The sequence below is a fragment of the Paraburkholderia flava genome (assembly GCF_004359985.1).
GTDB lineage: Bacteria > Pseudomonadota > Gammaproteobacteria > Burkholderiales > Burkholderiaceae > Paraburkholderia > Paraburkholderia flava.
Map to the genome: position 1 here is coordinate 1,899,667 of NZ_SMRO01000002.1, position 18,832 is coordinate 1,918,498.

The 18,832-nt window shown below is 63.1% G+C and carries 16 protein-coding genes and 1 tRNA gene; 7 read left to right on the forward strand and 10 right to left on the reverse strand.

What is annotated here, in order from left to right:
* Positions 1-160: 160 nt before the first annotated feature.
* Entirely contained in the window at positions 161-364 is a 204-nt protein-coding gene (locus tag E1748_RS19935; RefSeq protein ID WP_133648875.1) for a hypothetical protein, read from the reverse strand.
* Between the two features lie 92 nt (positions 365-456).
* On the opposite strand from E1748_RS19935, the gene E1748_RS19940 reads away from it, so the two are divergent.
* A complete protein-coding gene (locus E1748_RS19940) occupies positions 457-1,608 on the forward strand; it encodes a glycerate kinase (protein ID WP_133648876.1) in 1,152 nt (383 codons plus the stop codon).
* 99 nt (positions 1,609-1,707) lie between these two features.
* A complete protein-coding gene (locus tag E1748_RS19945) occupies positions 1,708-2,160 on the forward strand; it encodes a MarR family winged helix-turn-helix transcriptional regulator (RefSeq protein WP_133648877.1) in 453 nt (150 codons plus the stop codon).
* Positions 2,161-2,219: 59 nt separating this feature from the next.
* Here the strand turns inward: E1748_RS19945 and E1748_RS19950 are convergent, their stop codons facing one another.
* From E1748_RS19950 to E1748_RS19975, 6 genes are all read right to left on the reverse strand, one after another.
* Complete coding sequence (locus E1748_RS19950) at positions 2,220-3,620, reverse strand: DUF3999 domain-containing protein (protein ID WP_133648878.1); 1,401 nt, start codon at positions 3,618-3,620, stop codon at positions 2,220-2,222.
* Positions 3,620-6,991: a DUF2339 domain-containing protein gene (locus E1748_RS19955; protein WP_133648879.1), complete on the reverse strand. Its 3,372-nt coding sequence runs from the start codon at positions 6,989-6,991 to the stop codon at positions 3,620-3,622. Before E1748_RS19955 ends, E1748_RS19950 begins: the two co-directional genes overlap by 1 nt.
* A gap of 573 nt (positions 6,992-7,564) precedes the next feature.
* Positions 7,565-8,551, reverse strand: coding sequence for a 2-dehydropantoate 2-reductase (locus E1748_RS19960; protein WP_133648880.1), 987 nt, complete (start codon positions 8,549-8,551; stop codon positions 7,565-7,567).
* Between the two features lie 16 nt (positions 8,552-8,567).
* Positions 8,568-9,347, reverse strand: coding sequence for a class II aldolase/adducin family protein (locus E1748_RS19965; protein WP_133648881.1), 780 nt, complete (start codon positions 9,345-9,347; stop codon positions 8,568-8,570).
* Positions 9,348-10,055: 708 nt separating this feature from the next.
* Complete coding sequence (locus tag E1748_RS19970; RefSeq protein WP_133648882.1) at positions 10,056-10,322, reverse strand: DUF4148 domain-containing protein; 267 nt, start codon at positions 10,320-10,322, stop codon at positions 10,056-10,058.
* Positions 10,323-10,560: 238 nt separating this feature from the next.
* A tRNA-Leu gene (locus E1748_RS19975) sits at positions 10,561-10,647 on the reverse strand.
* A gap of 232 nt (positions 10,648-10,879) precedes the next feature.
* Here E1748_RS19975 and hpnD point away from each other — a divergent pair.
* A complete protein-coding gene (hpnD, locus tag E1748_RS19980) occupies positions 10,880-11,704 on the forward strand; it encodes a presqualene diphosphate synthase HpnD (protein WP_133648883.1) in 825 nt (274 codons plus the stop codon).
* A 22-nt stretch (positions 11,705-11,726) separates the two neighbouring features.
* On the opposite strand, the gene E1748_RS19985 is transcribed toward hpnD, so the two are convergent.
* From E1748_RS19985 to E1748_RS31810, 3 genes are all read right to left on the reverse strand, one after another.
* Complete coding sequence (locus E1748_RS19985; protein ID WP_133648884.1) at positions 11,727-12,956, reverse strand: DUF1501 domain-containing protein; 1,230 nt, start codon at positions 12,954-12,956, stop codon at positions 11,727-11,729.
* A 49-nt stretch (positions 12,957-13,005) separates the two neighbouring features.
* Positions 13,006-14,568 (reverse strand): DUF1800 domain-containing protein, encoded by a 1,563-nt coding sequence (locus E1748_RS19990; RefSeq protein ID WP_133648885.1) that lies wholly within the window; start codon positions 14,566-14,568, stop codon positions 13,006-13,008.
* 126 nt (positions 14,569-14,694) lie between these two features.
* A complete protein-coding gene (locus E1748_RS31810; RefSeq protein WP_133649446.1) occupies positions 14,695-15,021 on the reverse strand; it encodes a hypothetical protein in 327 nt (108 codons plus the stop codon).
* Positions 15,022-15,250: 229 nt separating this feature from the next.
* On the opposite strand from E1748_RS31810, the gene ompR reads away from it, so the two are divergent.
* The 4 genes from ompR (at position 15,251) to E1748_RS20015 (ending at position 18,759) form a co-directional block, all read left to right on the forward strand.
* On the forward strand, positions 15,251-15,985 hold the full coding sequence (gene ompR, locus E1748_RS20000; protein WP_006048917.1) for an osmolarity response regulator transcription factor OmpR: 735 nt from the start codon (positions 15,251-15,253) through the stop codon (positions 15,983-15,985).
* 32 nt (positions 15,986-16,017) lie between these two features.
* Positions 16,018-17,367 carry an ATP-binding protein gene (locus E1748_RS20005; RefSeq protein ID WP_133648886.1) on the forward strand — a complete coding sequence of 450 codons (1,350 nt, stop codon included), beginning with the start codon at positions 16,018-16,020 and terminating at the stop codon, positions 17,365-17,367.
* Positions 17,368-17,610: 243 nt separating this feature from the next.
* Positions 17,611-18,159, forward strand: a complete 549-nt coding sequence (locus tag E1748_RS20010; protein WP_133648887.1) for a peroxiredoxin — start codon at positions 17,611-17,613, stop codon at positions 18,157-18,159.
* Positions 18,160-18,234: 75 nt separating this feature from the next.
* Complete coding sequence (locus tag E1748_RS20015) at positions 18,235-18,759, forward strand: carboxymuconolactone decarboxylase family protein (RefSeq protein ID WP_133648888.1); 525 nt, start codon at positions 18,235-18,237, stop codon at positions 18,757-18,759.
* Positions 18,760-18,832: the final 73 nt, after the last annotated feature.

Consider the following 18,832-nt stretch of genomic DNA (forward strand, 5'->3'; position numbering starts at 1 on the left):
CGTCCTAAAATTATTCGAGCGAATCAGTTATCTTTGCCGTGCCGTCTGTCGATGTCTGCGTCGGTCCGGATGGACTCGCGTCGATCGTATGCCTGTCGCCGCGGGCTCTCAGGCCGCCAGCAGCACGGTTTGGGTCAAAAGAGCCGAATATTTTAGCAAACTATTTGTGCCGCCAGCCGGGAATCGGTGGCTGTAGCGCGGTTTCATCGGTTTCGATGCTGTTTTTCAGTGCTTTTTGCCATCTCGCGGCGCGATCCACGCGCGCAGTTCGCACGATTTCCTCGCCCCCTTTTTCCTGTCGCGCGATCGCACGCCGGCTTCCGCTGCCGCCACTCAACCGGATGGCCGCCATGCCGTCCCACATATTCAATCGCGCGCGGCATGCTGATAAGCTAGCGGGCGCACGGCACCCAACGAGTTGCCGCCCGAGCCACGATTCCAATCATCAGAGACACCATGCCCTCACCGCATTCGCCGTCCGCGCCTGTCGTCGTCATCGCTCCCGATTCGTTCAAAGGTTCGCTCAGCGCCGAGCAGGTCGCCGAGGCGATCGCGACCGGCATCGCCCGCGCGCGCCCCGACGTGGTGACACGTCTGTGTCCGATGGCGGACGGCGGCGAAGGCACGCTCGATGCGATGCTCGCGCACGGCGGCGAGCGTCGCCTGCTGGCGGTGCGCGGCGCGGCCGGTGCGCTGCGCGATGCGGCAGTCGGCCTGCTCGCAGACGGTAGCGCGATCGTCGAAACGGCGGAGGTTGTCGGCATCACGGATCCGGTCGGCATGGGTGTGCCCGTCGATGCGCGCAGCACGCGCGGGATAGGCGAAGCGATCGTCGCGCTGCTCGACGCGGGCGTGCGGCGCTTCTTCGTTGCGCTCGGCGGCAGCAGCACGAACGACGGCGGCGCGGGCCTCCTCGTCGGCCTGGGCCTGCGGCTGTACGACGCACAGAACGAACCGCTCGAGCCGACGCCCGCCCAATTGCCCCGGCTTGCTCGCATCGATGCATCGCAACTCGATCCGCGACTCGCCGAAGCCAGCTTCACCGGCATGTCGGACGTCGACAATCCGCTCACCGGCGAGCACGGCGCGACGGCCGTCTTCGGTCCGCAAAAAGGCGTGAAGGCCGAGCAGGTCGAATCGATCGATGCCGCCCTCGCCCATTTCGCCGACCTGCTCGAACCGGCGCTCGCGCGCACCGCACGTCAGGCGCCGGGCGCCGGCGCGGCCGGCGGCCTCGGCTTTGCGCTGCACATGCTGGGCGCGCAGTTCGAAGCGGGCGCCGAAGTGGTCGCGCGCCAGGTCGGCCTCGATGCCGCACTTGCGGGCGCCGACTGGCTGATCACCGGCGAAGGCCGTTCCGACGTGCAGACGCTGCACGGCAAGGCGCCGTTCATCGCATGCCGGCATGCACGTGCGGCGGGCGTGCCGGCGTCGCTGCTGTCCGGCGCGGTCGATCCGGCCGCACTGCCTCGGCTCGCCGAGCATTTCAGCGGCTGCTTCTCACCCGCGCCGGGTCCGATCACGCTCGACGTCGCGATTCGCGACGCGGCGATCCTGCTCGCGAATGAAGCCGAACAGCTGACGTATCTCAAATACGGCACACGTTGAGCAGTCCGTAGAGCGAGGCTGGGCGCGGTGCGTTGACCGGCCGCGCGGATGCGGCAACAATCACACCGCCATCCGCCACCACTCACTCCCGGGAAGACCATGAAGGCCTCCACTAAAGCCGGACTCGACCAGTTTCTGACGTACCGACTGCACGTATTGAACAAGCTCTCCGAACGAGGCATCGGCGTGCGTTATCAGGAGAAGCTCGGCGTGACGGTGCCCGAAGCGCGCGTGATCGCGTCGGTGGGATCGTTTGGACCGTTCTCGATCATGGATCTCGCGCGTCACGCGAATCTCGACAAGAGCCAGGCGAGCCGCGCCGCGGAGGCGCTGATCAAGCAAGGTCTGGTGCAACGCGAATCGAGCGAAACCGATGGTCGCGTCGTCCTCGTGTCGCTGACGCCTGAAGGACGCGCGCTTTATCGCAAGGTGATGCCGATCGCGCGCAAGTGGAATGAAGACTTTTTCGCCAGCCTCGACGAAAAAGAAAAAGTCGTGCTGAGCCGCGCGCTCGACAAGGCCATCGCCAACGCGCAAGGTCGCAACGAGTAGCGATAGATAGCGACACGGCACCTCGAACAGCGTGCCGTGTCGCGAACGAATTTACCTCGTTACGTCCGCGTCCCGCGTGCGAGACGCCACGCGATCGCGGCAAGCGATCCCACCGCCAGCACGAGCGCAGCCCACAGCACGTAACGACGCGTCGCGTCGTGATCGTCGACGGGCGCGGCCGCAGCGGGCGGCAGAGGCGCCAACGCTCCGCCGATGCGCGCCGTCGCAATATTCGCCGTCTTGCCGATCACGATGTCCTCGCGTTTCGCGGCAGCCGGCAGCAGCGCCGCGTTGCCGACGGACAGCGTGAACGGCCCTGCCCCACGCGCGACGAACGTCAACGACGCGGGACGCCAGCCGATCGCCACCGTCAGCGCGCCGCTGCCCAGCCCGCCATTGCGCATGTCGACCGCGACACGCCACTCGCGATCGGCATCCGGTGCAAAGTCGAGCGGTGCATTGCTCTGCTCGCCCGCTTTGCCTTGCAATCGATACAGTGTCGTGTCGGACACTTCATGCCACGAAGCCTGCGCGTTGGGTCGCGAATACACCGTCGCGCGCACGACCGTGTTCGGCTGCGGCAAACTGAAGCGCAGCCGGTCGACCGGATAGGCGCCGCCCGTGTCGAAGTGGTATTCGCCGACCGCCGAACCCGCCTGCGCGACGATGCCTTCGTGCCACTGGCGCGAAGCGGCGGCGTCGGTGGCCTTCCCTTTCGCCGCAGCATCGCTGGGCAATACTTCGACGTCGATCGACGCGATATCGGGGGCATCGTCGAGCCAGCGTAGCCGCAGATAACGCAGTCGCAATCCGTCGAGTGCGATGCGTTCCTGTGCGATCGTGTCGCCCGCATGGCTCGCTTTCAGCAACTGTCCGTCGGGCAGCGGCTGCCAGTTCTGCAGATCGTCGCTCGCATCGACACCGACGCGTCCCTGATACGTGTCGTTGCGCAGATGCACCTGCAACGCGACTGCGGGCCCGTCGCCCGACCCGAGATCGACGAGATCAAGCTGCCGCCCCGCCGCACGTGTTGCCGCCGGCGACGCGCGCAGCGATCCGTCCGAACCGATCGTCACGCCGAGCGGCACCGACGGCGCCTGCGCAGCCGATGCGGGCAGCGCGAACCACTTCACTGAATGGAGCGTGGTCGGTACCGGTGTGCCTGCCAGCGATGGATCAAGCGGCATGTCGAGCGCGTACGGCACCGGCTCGCCCGCGCCATTGAACACGCGCACGTCGCCGAGGTCGCCGCGCTGGCTCGCCGCATAGATCACATCGGGCAGCGCCAGCGTGTAGTACGCGGCCTGGCCGTTGAGATCGAGCGCATACCGGTGGGCGAAGACGTTGGGCGCGCTCGCTGCATCGCCTGCTTCACCTGCGGCGATCGCAAGCGACGACGCAGCCGCGCACGCGAAAACCAGTCCCAACGCGGATGCGAATCCGCCACGAAAACCCTTCATCAATGCCCTTCCTCCGTCGAGGTTGCCGCCTCGCCACTTCCGATACGTTCGACACGCTTCGGCGGTAGCGGCGAAAAATAGCCGATCAGCAACAGCATCACACCGATCCCGATGAACGACACGATACGGGCAAGACCCGTCACGTGCGACAGATCGAACAGGAACAGCTTGACGACCGTCAGCGCGAGCAGCCCCGCTCCGACGAACCATAGCGCGCGACGTTTGCTGCGGGTCGCCCAGATTGTCGTCGCGAGCGCGCAGACGGTCCAGAACACCGACACCGATGCCTGCACGAGCGTCGACTGCGCCATGTCGTCGAACTCGTACGGAATGCCGGTCCAGTGATGCAGCGTACGCAGCAGCATCGTGTTGAGCCACAGGAACGCGGTCGCGGCGACGAGTATCTGCAACGGCAGTTTGAACGTCTGCAAGGGATCGCGATCGGGCGCGCCCAGGCGCCGCACCCGTACGAACCAAAGCGCCGCGACCGCGTAGACGACGATCTGCACGAGATCGAGCGGATTGAGCAACGGGACGCGCGCCCAGTTGCCGCCGTCCTGCGTCAGGTTGGCATAGAACGTCCACAGCCACATCGCGGCGACGAGCGGCGTCGACGCGATCGCGAACAGCCGCACGAGACTGTCGCGGCGCGCGAGCCACATGCCGGCGAATGCGAACGCGCTCCAGCCGACCAGGAAGACCTGCTGGAAGCCGAACGAATCGAGCACCGCGTCGATGTCGTATGCCGCGCCGAACCGGTGATGCAACGTGCGCAGCAGCAGCGCGTTGAACCACAGGAAGACAGTCGCGAGCGCCACGTAGTCGAACGCGCGCGGATGCCAGCGCACACCGAGCGCGGCAAGCCGGCGCAGCCATACCGTGAGCGCCATCAGCACCAGCAGCTGCGCGACGTCGAGCGGATTAATGATCGGCAACCAGAACAGCGGCGACGCATCGCCATCGCTGATCGTGCTCGCGATGCTCCAGCCCCACAGCAACGCGGCGAGCGGTATCGCGCCCCATAGCTGATAAGCACGTGCGAAATGCGCGACCGGCCAGCGCAGACGTGAACCCACTCCCGCGACTAGCAGAAGCAGCAGTCCGAAGCCGTACGCCCATGCGCTCCAGCTCCATGTCCCTTCGGGCACGTACGCGCGCAGTTGCCAGTAGCCCTCGAGCGCAAGCAGCCCGCAGAGCGTCCAGAACATCAGCGTGTGCAGCGGCGCGAGCAGCGGTTCGCCGGTGTCGCGCTGCTGACGCCACAGCAGCAGATAGCCGCAGACAAGCGCGAACGGCCACACGGCCCAGCCGAACACAGCGAACGGCGCACCGTCCGTCACGAACTCGCTGGCGGCGAGCAGCGCGAGCACCGGCACGAGTGCGAGCGCCGGCCATTCGGCAAGTGGCCACGCAAACTTTCGACGTACTGTGTGCGCGAGCCACGCGGTCAACAACGCGAACAGCACGAAAGCGTTCGTCGTTGCGTGCTCGGGGTCGGCCGGCGCGTGCTGCAGTATGTGGATGACGATCTCGTTCGCACCGCCGCCGATCCACCATGCGAGCCCCCAGACGGCTGCGGCGAGTCCGATGTCCGGCAGCCATGCACGCCACGCACGGGCGTCGCTCCTTCCGTGCAGCAACCAGCCGGTGAAGAGGCTGCCGAGCGCGATCAGCAGCGTTGCGATGTACGCGCTGTTCAGTATCGGTAGTGTCGTCGCTGGATGATCAAATACGATGCCCACCGCAAATGCACCGGCTGCCGCGACCTGCATCGCGAGCCCGAAACCAAGCGGCGCATGACGTCGCTGACGCACACCGAGCCACACGATCGCCGAACCTTCGATCGCCCATGCGGCGCTCGTCGTCGGGCCGGAAAACGCGAGCGGAATCGCGAGCGTTGCGAAGATCACCGCGACGGCGAGCATCGCTTCGAACAGCAGTCCGAGGCGATCGCGACGACGCATGAGCCACGCGGCGATCGCCAGATAGAACGCCGCAAGCGCAACCGCGCTCCACGCCAGTCCGAACTCGACGCCCTTCAGCAACGCGGCCTGCAAACCGATCGCGACGATCGGCGTACCGAACACCAGCGTACCGTCGACGTAGTGCAGCAACGCGATCTCACGGCGCACCGCATAGAGCAGCGCGATGCCGACGTACATCAGGAAGAACAGAATCAGAAAGGGCTCGGTGCTGGCAAACAGTTCCGGACGATAGGCAGTCACGCCCCACGCCGTGCCGATCGCGAACGTGAACGCGAAGCCGAGCAGATTGAGCGGACGCCACGCCTTGAACCACGCGATCGCGAAGATGCCCGCGTTCAGCAGCGCGTAGTAGCTGAACAGCATCACGTGACTGCCACCGCCCGTCGCGAGCAGTATCGGTGCAAGGAAGCCGCCCGCAGTGCCCATAAACGCCAGCGACCGTGCATCCTGGCGCACCGCGAGAAACGCACTCAACGCGCAGATCGCGATCATCAGCGGAAGCGCGGCGCCCGCGGGCAACAGGTGATACAGACGCGTCGCCGCGAACACGGTCAGATACAGCACCCCGACGCCGCCGCCCTGCAGCACGAGCCCATAGGCCCCGCGACGATCGCCGATCCGCCAGCCGATGCCGAGCAGCACGGCCGCCGCGACCGCGACGCCGGCGAGCCGGAATTCGATCGGCAGCATGTTGTTGTCGGCTGCGTATTTGAGCAGGAACGCAACGCCGAAGAACAACACGACGATCCCGACGCGAACCACCGTGTTGCCGCCGAACAACCAGTCGCGGGCGGCCTTGAATGCGCGTTCGAAAAGGCTCGGGCCGGCGGGGACTTTCGGAGGGCGCGGAGTGGATGCCGGTGTGACCGGAGATGCGTCGTCGAATGTGGACGAGGCTTCTCTGGCCAGTTCGGGAGTGCTTGCGGGTATGGCAGCCGTCGTGCGCGATGGTGATGGTGCGTTGGCGAGTGGCACCGGTTTTATTTCGACAGGCTGGTGTATCGGAAGCACGGTCGGTTGCAGCACAGGCGCTTCAGGTGGAGCGGCCTCTTGTGCTTCCACATCGCCTGGCAGCCCACGCAGTTGCGCGAGTTCGCGTTTAAGCGTCGACACTTCCCACTCGAGTCGTTCGACACGCGCGGACAGCGAACCGGACGCGGTCCAATCGTCTCGCGTCGCCGATCGGGATGTGGGAGACGTTGGCGTCGCCCCGGTCGACGCCGTATCGACCGATGGCTGATCCACCGTCTTACGGTCTCGCAGCAGACGTCCGAGCAGCGCACCCGCGAACGCGCCAACCACTGCCGTGCCACCTAACGACCAGTCGTTCACGAACGCAGCAATCGCGCCGATCACGAGACCGGCAATACCCAGAATCCATATCATCGTTGTTCTCTCCGCTGGTCGTGACACGCATGCCGCAGATGCGTGCGGCACGAAACCCCACTATGTACAACGCAGGTATTCACGATATTTTCAATGGGCATGGAGATAGCACGGGAAATTCCGACGCAACGATTTAGATGCGCTGCCGGGGTGCCGACGGGATTTGGACTGTCCAGCGAAAAATCGGCACGGAAAATCGCGCGATGTCGTGGGTATCTCGATTAGCGGTGTTTTAGCCGGTGCGGTTCTTGACATCGACGTTATCTGATTTTTTTCGGTTGTTGTTTTGAGTCGTGCTGAAGCGGCGCCGTGTGGGCCGCCAAACCATGCAGACGGGCAGGATGAGTAAGTGGTCCACCGCGCCCTCTTCGACGCGTCGAAATATGACTGATTTATTGGCGGCAGTCCAGTTCCGGCAATGGCGGATATCTCGTATCCCGCCCGACGATTTTCTAGATAACTAACGGAGGGCATGATATTGCGCGCAATAAAATCGACTTACGCCGCTTTTTCGTGCACGTTAAAAAGCCCGCTTTCGCGGGCTTATGCAATCGACTGGATCGGCCTGCGGAATCAGAGTCCGCTATTCGCTGCCCGTTGCCGCAATAACCCGAGCACTGCATCGCAATAAGGCGTCGGCACGTTCAACCGATGACCGAGCTCAGGAAACACCCCAAGAATCGGACCGATCTCCAGCGCTCGGCCGGCCTCGAAATCCTGCAGCATCGACGTCCTGAACGCGCCGAGCTTACGCGTCAAGGCGACACGTTCCGGCGCGCTCATGCCTGTCGACAGCCCGAGCCGTTCGCCGATCTGATCGGCCTCTTCCATCATGCGCAGCACGAGCGCATGCGTGAACGGATCGTCGAGTAGCTGGCTCGCCGTGGAACCGGTGAGCGCGCTCAGCGGATTCATGTTCATGTTGCCCCACAGCTTCACCCAGATATCCGTGCGGATATCGCCACTCACCGTGACGTCAAACCCGCCCTCCTGCAACGCGGCGGCGAACGCCCGGGCGGCGTCGGCCAGCGCATCTCGTACAGCGCCAACGATCAGTTGATTGCCACGGCCGCGACGGATCACACCCGGCGCATCGGTCGACGACGACAGATGCACGACGCAACCGATCGATTGCGCGCACGGCAGCGCTGCCGACACGACACCTGCGGGGTCGACTGCTTCGATCGATTCGCCCGCGAGCGGCCCGTCGACACCGTCGAGAAACCACCACGGCAAACCGTTCATCGCTGCGACGATCACGGTGTGCGGTCCGACCAGTGGACGCAGGCTCTCAGCAATGGCCGGCAACGCCTGCGCCTTCAATGCGACGACGACGAAATCCTGAACGCCCAGTGCGGCGGGATCGTCGTCGGCTGCAACCGGGATCGTCGATTCGCGATCGCCGTCGAGCACGCGGATGCCGTCTGCGCGAATCGCATCGAGCGTCTTGCCGCGCGCGAGCACGCCGACGGTGTGACCGGCACGCGCAAGCGCCGCCGCGATCAAACCGCCGATCGCGCCTGCACCGACCACCACCGTACGGGGAGAAGAAACGCTCATGTTTGCCTCAGTTGCCTCAATTTCGATAGGACGGATCAAGCCGGTCGACCTGGCGGAGCAGCGCATCGAGCACGTCGCGACCGGCGCCGTGACGCGGATCGAATTGCAGCGAATCGCGTGTGCAGCGCGCAGCGATATCGTCCGGAATCACGCGGGCGGCGCCAAGCCCGGCGGTCGCCAGCTGGATTTCGCATGCTCGGTTGAGCGTCCACAGTCGCGAGAAGGCTTGCGCGATCGTCGTCCCGACCGCCAGCAGCCCGTGATTGCGCAGGATCAGCAACGACTTGTCGCCGAGATGCTCGATGAGACGCGGACCTTCATCCGCACGGATCGTGATGCCCTCGAAGTCGTGATACGCGACCATTCCGTAGAGCTGCGCGGAATAGAAGTTCGAGTTCTCGAGCCCCACCTGCGAGCACGCGACCGCGAGGCCCGCCGTCGTGTGCGTGTGCATCACACAGTGCGCGTCGGGACGCGCCCGATGAATCGCAGCATGAACGACAAAGCCGGCCGGATTCACCGGATAGTCCGACGCGCCGATCACCCGCCCGTCCAGATCGATCTTGACCAGATTCGACGCCGTGACCTCGGTGTAGTGGAGGCCAAACGGATTAATCAGGAAATGCGTCTCGGGACCGGGGATGCGGACCGTGATGTGGTTGTAGATCAACTCAGTCCATCCGAGCATCGCGAACAGACGATACGTGCCGGCCAGCTGGACGCGTAGCGCACGCTCGTCGTCGGCCGGATCGGAGTTCCCGGCGGTGCGTGCGGACGGGGAATCGACGGCTTGCATGACGGTCTCCTGATTCTGTTCGATATGGAAAGGCAGATTACTTCATTCTACAGAATGGTCACGCTTCGTTGCTGGTGCAACGAGATTAACTGAAATCGCACCATGGATCGTTGATGATCACACTTGAGTCGGCCCTGCCTCTGGACGTGCGCGCGTCGCCCACGGCGCGATCGTCGCGAAACGCGCTCAGGCAGCGACAAAGCCGCTCAAAAATGAAATTACAGAGAGGCTCAGAACGAGTCGCAAAGCGGTCCCCGACTGAGATTCCTTCGAGCCAAAAAGAAAAGCCCGCGGAGCGGGCTTGATTGGGCGGTGAGGCGCATTTTCGCATTCTCTCGACCGTTTTTGGATTTACAACCGGGCTGGATGGCTGTGCGCTTCTTCTCCGTATGCCCATGCCCTCGGAAGGCATACCGAGATTGCACGGCGGGCAATTTCACAGCAACGGGTACAAATACCGATTACGCATTTTGTTGCAGCGAAGCAACGGAAATAATTGCGTAAACCTTTACAGCCCTAACCACCACGGCAACTGACAACAGCTCAGTCAATCTCACCTGCTGCTTTGCGTAGATTGATCCGCAGCACCGATCTTGCACGCGATGACCGAATCCGCTGAAGAATCCCTACCTATCAGTTCCACACGTTCCCGCGCGCAACGACCTGGATCGGGATCCGCAGCACAAAACGGATACAACGAATCGCGCCTTATTGACCCGACTGCGACGAACCGTTCGTCGATGCGCCGACGCCGCTGTCATGCGCCGCGTTTTGGGCGGCGATACGTGCTTCGGCGGCCTGAATGTTCTGCGGATAATGCACGCGATCGGTCGGATCGAAACCTGCCTGCTCCACTCGCACGAGATCCGCGCGAACTTCAGCACGCGTCAACGGCTGGTTGGTGGACTGGGCGAATGCCGCGAGCGGTGCGGTAATCAGAGCGGCGATGGCAATGGCTTCAAACAGGGACTTCATACTCTTAACCTCCAGGTTCTTTATTAAGACGGAGAGTTCGCAGTTGGCGCCCTTCGTCGATATCAGGAGTCTAAAGAGGAATTGATATAGGGTAAACCCTTATCAATGAAACTCACTGTTGCTTAAAGTGATGTGAATCGAGCGCCACGCCTGCAAGAACTGGATGTCCGTTGATTCATCCACCCCAAAAGCAAAAAACCCGCAGGTCTGTCGACCGGCGGGTTTTCCGAGAAAAGTATGGTGCGAGGAAGGGGACTCGAACCCCTACACCATTGCTGGCGTCAGGACCTAAACCTGGTGCGTCTACCAATTTCGCCATCCTCGCAGCCGGACGACGCATGCAACCCGTACGTCCGATGTCTGGCTTGCCATCTGATGCCACCGCAAGCGGCACCCGAAAGCGTAAGGGCGAAATTCTAACTGATCGTCTGCGGCTTGTCTGCATGTCCGGACCGGGTCCGATGCTACAATTTCGGGCTCTCGCCGTAGGCCACATCGAGCAGTAAACAACGCCTGCGCGCGCTCTTGCGTCCGCGCCCCCACACGTCCCCGCTCAAGTGAATTTCGACGACTATTGCCAGCAAAAAGCGGCACCGCCCGGATCGAGCAGCTATTACGCGCTGCGCCGCGCGCCGTTTGCGCGTCAGCCATTGCTGACCGCCCTCTTCGCGTTGCGTCGCGAGTTCGAGGAAACAGTGAAGGAGACCAGCGATCCGACTGTCGGGCGCACTCGCCTCGCGTGGTGGCAAAAAGAAATTGCATCGCTCGGGGCAGGTTCGCCGTCGCATCCGGTATCGAAAGCGCTGGCCGCTCATCTCAAAGACGTGTCGATTGAACTGCCCGCATTGCAGTCGCTGCTTGCTGGTTTCGAGATGGATCTGGATCAGGCGCGCTACCTCGATTACGCGAATCTGCGGCGCTATATCGACGGCGTCGGCGGCACGTTCGCGTCGCTCGTCGCACGTGTAACCGCACAGGCACCCGAGCAGGCACCGCAATGGGCCGCGCCGCTCGGCCATGCGCTGATGCTCGCGCAAATTGTGGCCGACGTCGGCGACGATGCGCGCCACGGTCGCATCTATATTCCGATCGATGAAATGCAGCGCTTCAACGTGACCGCTGCGGATCTGATCAACCGCCGCTATAGCGACGCGTTCACCGAATTGATGCGCTTCCAGACCGACCGTGCTCGCGGTGCGCTGCGAGATGCGCTATCTGCACTGCCGCCCGAAGAGCGTCGCAATCAGCGCACGCTGCGCGCACTGACTGCGCTCTCCCTCGCGCTGCTCGACGAAATTGAGAGCGACGGTTACCAGGTGCTACATCAGCGCATCGCGCTCACGCCGATTCGCAAACTATGGCTCGCGTGGCGTGCCGCGTGAACCGTCGTTCTCGCGATCGCGTTCACACCCGCAGCAACGGCAGAGGTTCGAACCGCTGCTGCAGGATCGACGTCGCGTCGAGTCCCCACCATGGCCCGAGCACGGTCGCATACAGTTGCCGGAAATCGACGCCCACCGGCAGATTGCCGTTGCCGTCGAGTTGAGCCAGCACCGGCGCGACGCCATGAAGACCGCCGCGCACCCGGCCGCCCATCACGAAATGCGGAGCGACCGTACCGTGATCGGTGCCGTTGCTTTGATTCTCGCGCGGTCGCCGGCCGAATTCGGCATAGGTCATCACCAGCGTGCTGTTCCATCGACCGAGTTCGACGAGCGCATCGCGCATCGATGCCAGCCCGTCGGCGAGTTGCTTTAGTAGCGCGGCCTGCTGTCCCGGCTGATTCTGGTGCGTATCGAAGCCGTTCAACGTCAGACGGATCACCGCCACGCCCTGTCCCGCGAGCGGCGTACCCTGCGGTGTACCGCTCGCGGCGAGCACCTGCATCGCGGTCTTCACCGACGTCCCGAACGCCCCGCCAGGGAACGTCGTTTTCAGCGCGTACTGGCCGGCACGCGGTCTCAAGCGGTCAGCCGCTTTGACGATGTCGTTCTCGACGTCGAGGATGTGCGCCAGTTCGGGGTTGCGCTCATGCAGCGACACTGGCGTCACGAGTCGCGATGCGCGCGCGAACTGCGCAGGATTCACGAGGGCGATCGCGCGCGCGCCGTTTGCGAGCGGCCCCATCTCCGCACTGCCGATCACCACACCGTCACCGACGAATCCCGCCGGCGCTGCCCGCTCTGCAAACGCGCGCGTGAGCCATCCTTCCCGCAGGTATTGATCGGAACGCGACGCGGTGTCCCAGATCTCGATCGACCGGAAATGCGACAGGTTCGGCTGCGTGTAGCTGACGCCCTGCACGATCGCGAGTTGCCTGCTTTGCCACAGCGGCATCAACGACTTCAGCGACGGATGCAGTGCAGTACGCTCGTCGAGCTGGATCAACTGTTCGCGCTTGATGCCGATGTTCTTGCGCAACGTGTAATACGTCGGGTCAGCGTACGGCACAACCGTATTCAGGCCGTCGTTGCCACCCTTCAGTTCGACGAGGATCAACAGATTGCCGTAGCCCTGTGCCATCGCGCCGCCGACGGCTTGCGTGGCCGCGGTCTGCTGTGCCGCGAACGCGCCCGGCAGCCATAGCGACGTGCCCATCGCTGCAGTCATCGAAAGAAAATTGCGTCGCTTCATGCTGTCGCCTCGTCCATGATCGTCGTCATCGGCTCGATGATCGCGATCGTCATTTCAACTGGTATGCGGGGTCCATCAGCAGTGCCTCGAGATACGTGCTGCCCGTCGAATTCGTCTCGATCGCATCGACGGGCGCAACGGGCAGTACCGCGTGCTGCAACTGCAATTCGGTCGACAGCCCCGCCTTCGCGCTGGGCGTTGCATTGTAGTGAGCGAGCCAGCCGTCGATATCGAAGCGTACTCCGCGGCGCTCCGCGTGCGCAGCAGCGTGTGGTCCGGACTGCATCATCTGCATTCCAGCACCGGCTGTCTTTGCGTGCGGCGGCCGAGCCCCCTCGGTGGCACGGAACAACTGCTCGACGAACTGTTTGCGTGCGAGCAACGTCGAGCTATTGATCCACGTCTCGCCACCGGGCCAGCCCTTCACGTTTGGCGGATAGAACAGGTTCTCGCCAAGATTGCGGATCGTCGTGGCGAACGACGCGGTGGTGTCGTAACCGATATCGAATGCGCGCAGCGCGCCGACGACGAATTCCACCGGCGACTTGACGAGTACACCGCGATTGTCGTCACTCCAGAATGCGTCGCTCAGAAAGAGCCCGCGCAACGCCACCTTGATGTCGTAGCGACTCGCACGGAAGCGTCCGGCAACAACAGCGACCTGCGCCGGATCAGGCGTATCGGAGACGAACTCGCGCCAGAGCTTCGTCACGACGAACGTCGCTGTTTCGGGACGCGCGAGCAGGATGTCGAGGGTCTCGTCGCCGTCGAACGTACCGCTTTGTCCGAGCACGGTCTTGATGCCGTCGTCGTGCATGGCAGCGCGCCACACGTAGGCCTGCGTGTCGGGATCAAGTGTCCAGCCGGTATACGCTCGCGCCGCCTCCGACACATCGCGCTGCGAGTAGTGCCCCTCGCCGAGCGTGAACAGCTCCATCACCTCGCGGGCAAAATTCTCGTTCGGTTTGCCCTTGCGACTGCCGGCGCCGTCGAGATACAGCAGCATCGCGGGATCTTTCGCGACGTCGTGCAGCATCGCGCCGAAGTTGCCGAGCGCGTCGCGACGCAACAGCGCGTTCTGCTTCGCCATCAACTGCGGGTACGCGACCTTGTCCTGCCCCGACGTGAAGTGGTTGTGCCAGAAAAGCGTCATGCGCTCGGTCAGCGGCGATGGCGTCGTCACCATTTCGCGCACCCACCACGCGCGTAACTCTTCGTAATGCACACCGCGCGTTCGCTGTTCGTCGCGACGCTCGTCGGAGGTCCATGCATTGCGTTCGGCGCGCGTCGGAATCGGTTCGCTCGCCCAGGCGGGTAACGGCGTGATTGCATCGGTTCGCGTGTCCGCGAGAACGCGATCGACCGCCTGTTCACGCGTCAAGCCGACGTAGTTCGCCACTTCCGTAGCGTCCGGCGCGAAGCCGACGCGAGTGAGAAAGAAGCGCGCGTCGTCAGCGTCGAGCAGCGTTTGATCTTCAGTGGACGTGACTTTCGCAGGTACAGCTGTCGTGGCCCGATGCGCCGACGGATGCGGCGCGGCAAGCACGCCGGCGGTTATCGCGACGAGCACACCGGTCAATGCAGACCGGGCGAGCCGGTGACAGAGGTTCATCGTTCGTGTTCCGTTCACGCCGTCCTGCTGGACGGCTCGGGCCCGCGCAACGGGCAATGCGTTCGTCTGCCGGATTCAACGGCGTGTTGCGTGCTTCCGTTGACGGCGCGGACAGATGCGAAACGTCTATCGCTTGTACAACTCGCGGACCGCGTCCTCGATATGCTGACGCAACAGACGCCGCTCTTCAGGCGTCATATGGCCATCGCGGCGACGTTGATCGAGATCGGGGGGAACGACTGGGCGCATCATCGACTCCGATGCAGAGGCAGCGGAACGATCGGGATTGTGTGACTGACGATTGAGCTTGAAGTGCGACGGGCCGCGAGAACTCGCGGCGTGATCGGGAGATTGCGCACGGGCGGATTGCGGGCCGAAGGTACCTGCGAGCGTGCCGGCTACAGCCAGCGCAGTGATGCTTAGCCGAACGTTCGGCCAAACCCCTCCCTTCATCTTGTTCCCTTCGTCGCGCGGCAACCGGCTACCTCAAATGCGTGTACAGACCCCGCTGCAAAGCCGGGTGCGAGAGTTTTAGTCGTGTGAAGTATCCACCGAACAGCCGCAATCAGTAAAGGAGTCTACGCGTCGACGCTTTACGTCGTGCCACCATGCGGGTAAATTTTGTAACTGACTGTAACCCGCCAATTGCTGCAACCGCGCGCCTCTTTCTAATCGCGCTAAGATGCCGACCATGGAAACCAAAAACCCTTCGAAAATCCTCGTCGTCGATGACGACCCGCGTCTTCGCGACTTGCTGCGCCGCTATCTCGGTGAACAGGGCTTCAATGTCTACGTCGCCGAAAACGCTCCGTCAATGAACAAGCTGTGGGTCCGCGAGCGTTTCGATCTGCTCGTGCTGGACCTGATGTTGCCAGGCGAAGACGGGCTTTCCATCTGCCGTCGTTTGCGCGGCAGCAACGATCGCACGCCGATCATCATGCTCACCGCCAAGGGTGAAGACGTCGATCGCATCGTCGGGCTCGAGATGGGTGCCGACGACTATCTGCCGAAGCCGTTCAATCCGCGCGAACTCGTCGCGCGTATTCATGCGGTGCTGCGTCGTCAGTCGCCGTCGGAACTGCCGGGCGCACCGTCCGAAACCACCGAGGTATTCGAGTTCGGCGAATTCGCGTTGAATCTCGCGACGCGCACGCTCACTAAAGCCGGTCAGGAAATTCCGCTCACTACCGGCGAGTTCTCCGTACTGAAGGTGTTCGCGCGTCATCCGCGTCAGCCGTTGTCGCGTGAAAAATTGATGGAGCTCGCACGCGGTCGTGAATACGAAGTGTTCGACCGCAGTCTCGACGTGCAGATTTCGCGGCTGCGCAAACTGATCGAGCCCGATCCTGGCAGCCCTCGTTTCATCCAGACCGTGTGGGGTCTCGGATACGTGTTCATCCCTGACGGCGCAGCCTGAGTCTGTTTGCTTTCTCTCGACATGAAGGGCCCATGCGGATTGACCGGCGCCTCCTGACGCTTGCGTTCGGCGGCCTTTTCTGGCGGACTTTTTTACTGATCGCGCTGCTGATCGCCGTCAGTCTCGCCGCCTGGTTCCAGAGCTTCCGCGTCATCGAACGCGAGCCGCGTGCACAGCGGGTCGCGTTGCAGCTCGTCGCCATCGTGAAGCTCACGCGCACCGCGCTCCTCTACTCCGATCCCGACCTGCGGCGCGCGCTGCTGCAGGATCTGGAGAGCAACGAGGGCGTGCGCGTCTATCCGCGCGAAACCACCGACAAGTACCGGCTCCAGCCCGACGAAGCGCTGAACCGGCTGATCGAACACGACATCCGTGGCCGGCTCGGCGACGACACCGTGATCGCGCAGTCGGTCAACGACATTCCCGGCGTGTGGATCAGCTTCAAGATCGACGACGACGATTACTGGGTCGCGCTCGATCGCGATCAGCTCGATAACGCGACAGGTCTGCAATGGGCCGGCTGGGGCGTGTTCGCGCTCGCGCTGTCGCTGTTCGGCGCGGCGTTCATCACGAGTCTCGTGAACCGTCCGTTCGCGCGGCTCGCACTGGCGGCGCGCAAGGTGGGCTCGGGACAGTCGCCCGAGCTGTTGCCCGAGCGCGGCATGGGTGTCGCTGCCGAAACCAACCGCAGCTTCAACCAGATGGTGCAGGACCTCGAGCAGCTGGAAGCCGACCGCGCGTTGATGCTCGCGGGGATCTCGCACGATCTGCGCACACCGCTCGCGCGACTGCGGCTCGAAACCGAAATGAGCCCGTCCGACCAGACGACGAAGGACGCGATGATCGACGACATCGAGCAGATGGACATGATCATCGGCCGCTTCCTCGACTACGCACGACCGGTGCAACGGATGCCCGAACCAGTCGATCTGTCGGTGATCGCGGGCGAACTCGCGGCGCGGCTGTCGAACGAGGACGGCATGCGTCTGATCACGCGCCTCGCGCCATCGGCAGTGATCGAGGCCGACGAGACGGACATGCGACGCGTCGTCGGCAATCTGGTCGAGAACGCGCGCAAGTACGGGTTGAGCGAGGCCGACGGCATTCCGCACGTGATCCTCGAAACGCGGGTCTCGCATTCGCGCGTCGAGCTTTCGGTCGTCGACGAGGGTCCAGGTATTCCCGAAGATCAGCTCGCGCTCGTCACGCGTCCGTTCTATCGCGTCAATTCGGCGCGTACCCAGGCGAACGGCACGGGGCTCGGGATGGCGATCGTTCAACGGCTCGTCAGCCGTTATCGCGGCACGCTCCGCCTGCGCAATCGCGCGCCGGGACCGGGCCTCGAAGTGACGATCGAATTCCCGCTCGCCAAGGGCACTTAAGCACTCAAGCCGCCCGACGGATCTGAGCCGTTTTCTCTCAAATTGAGCCCCTCCGCGCGTCGCGCCGAAGTTCCCTATCGGCGCATTGAATAAAAGCTATCCACCATATTAGATAAAAACTATTGATTCTATTAGTCAATAGAGTTATAGTTGCAGGTATGTAACGCCTCCGTTACACCGTGCAGGTAGCTTGAACAGGCAGTCTGACTCACCCATTTGCAACCTTTCTACAGGAGCATCCGCATGAAAACCGTCGGCGATAAACTCGAAGCTTTCACCGTCACCGCAGCGAAGCCGGGCTTCAACAACCATGAAGAAAACGGCGTGTCGGCGTTCGAAGAAATCACCGAACAGTCGTTCCCGGGCAAGTGGAAGATCCTCTATTTCTACCCGAAGGACTTCACCTTCGTGTGCCCGACCGAAATCGTCGAATTCGGCAAGCTCGCGAAGCAGTTCGAAGAGCGCGATGCCGTTCTGCTCGGCGGCAGTTCCGATAACGAATTCGTGAAGCTCGCATGGCGTCGCGAACACAAGGATCTGGACAAGCTGAACCATTACTCGTTCGGCGACGTCAAGGGCGAACTGATCGACCAGCTCGGCATTCGCGACCGGGAAGCCGGCGTTGCACTGCGCGCGACGTTCATCGTCGATCCGGACAACACGATCCAGCACGTGTCGGTGAACAACCTGAACGTCGGCCGTAACCCGGACGAAGTCCTGCGTATCCTCGACGGTCTGCAAACGGACGAACTGTGCCCGTGCAACCGTGCAGTCGGCGGCTCGACGCTGTAAGCGTGGCCACCCGGAGCCCGCTATGCTTGAAAGAGCCAGCGGGCTTTTTTTGCGACAGATTGATAGGAGAAGTCAATGGAATTCTTGGGCGCGATTAAGGAACTCATCCCCGACTACGCAAAGGACATCCGTCTGAACCTCGACGGCACGATCGGCCGCTCGTCGCTCGAAGGCAACGACGCCGTCGGTGTCGCGCTGGCCGCCGCGTTCGCCGCGAAGAGCAAGACGCTAATCGACGCGATCCGCAATGCAGGTGTGCTGTCGCCGGAAGAAACGAATGGCGCGCTGACCGCCGCCGCGCTGATGGGCATGAACAACGTGTGGTATCCGTACGTCGAGATGACGGGCAATGCCGACCTCAAGTCGCAACCGGCCGGTCTGCGGATGAACGCTTACGCATCGCACGGCGGCGTCGACAAGCGTCGCTTCGAAATGTATGCGCTGGCCGCATCGATCATCGGCAAGTGCCATTTCTGCGTGAAGTCGCACTTCGACACGCTACTCGCCGAAGGCATGAGCTCGACGCAGGTGCGCGACGTCGGCCGCATCGCAGCGGTCGTCAATGCCGCTGCGCAGGTGATCGAAGCTGAAGGGAAGTAAGTGGAGAAACAAGCGGCGCACCGGCAACCGGAGCGCCGCATGAGCGGCCGCGTGGAGCGTGTGTTCCGCACAA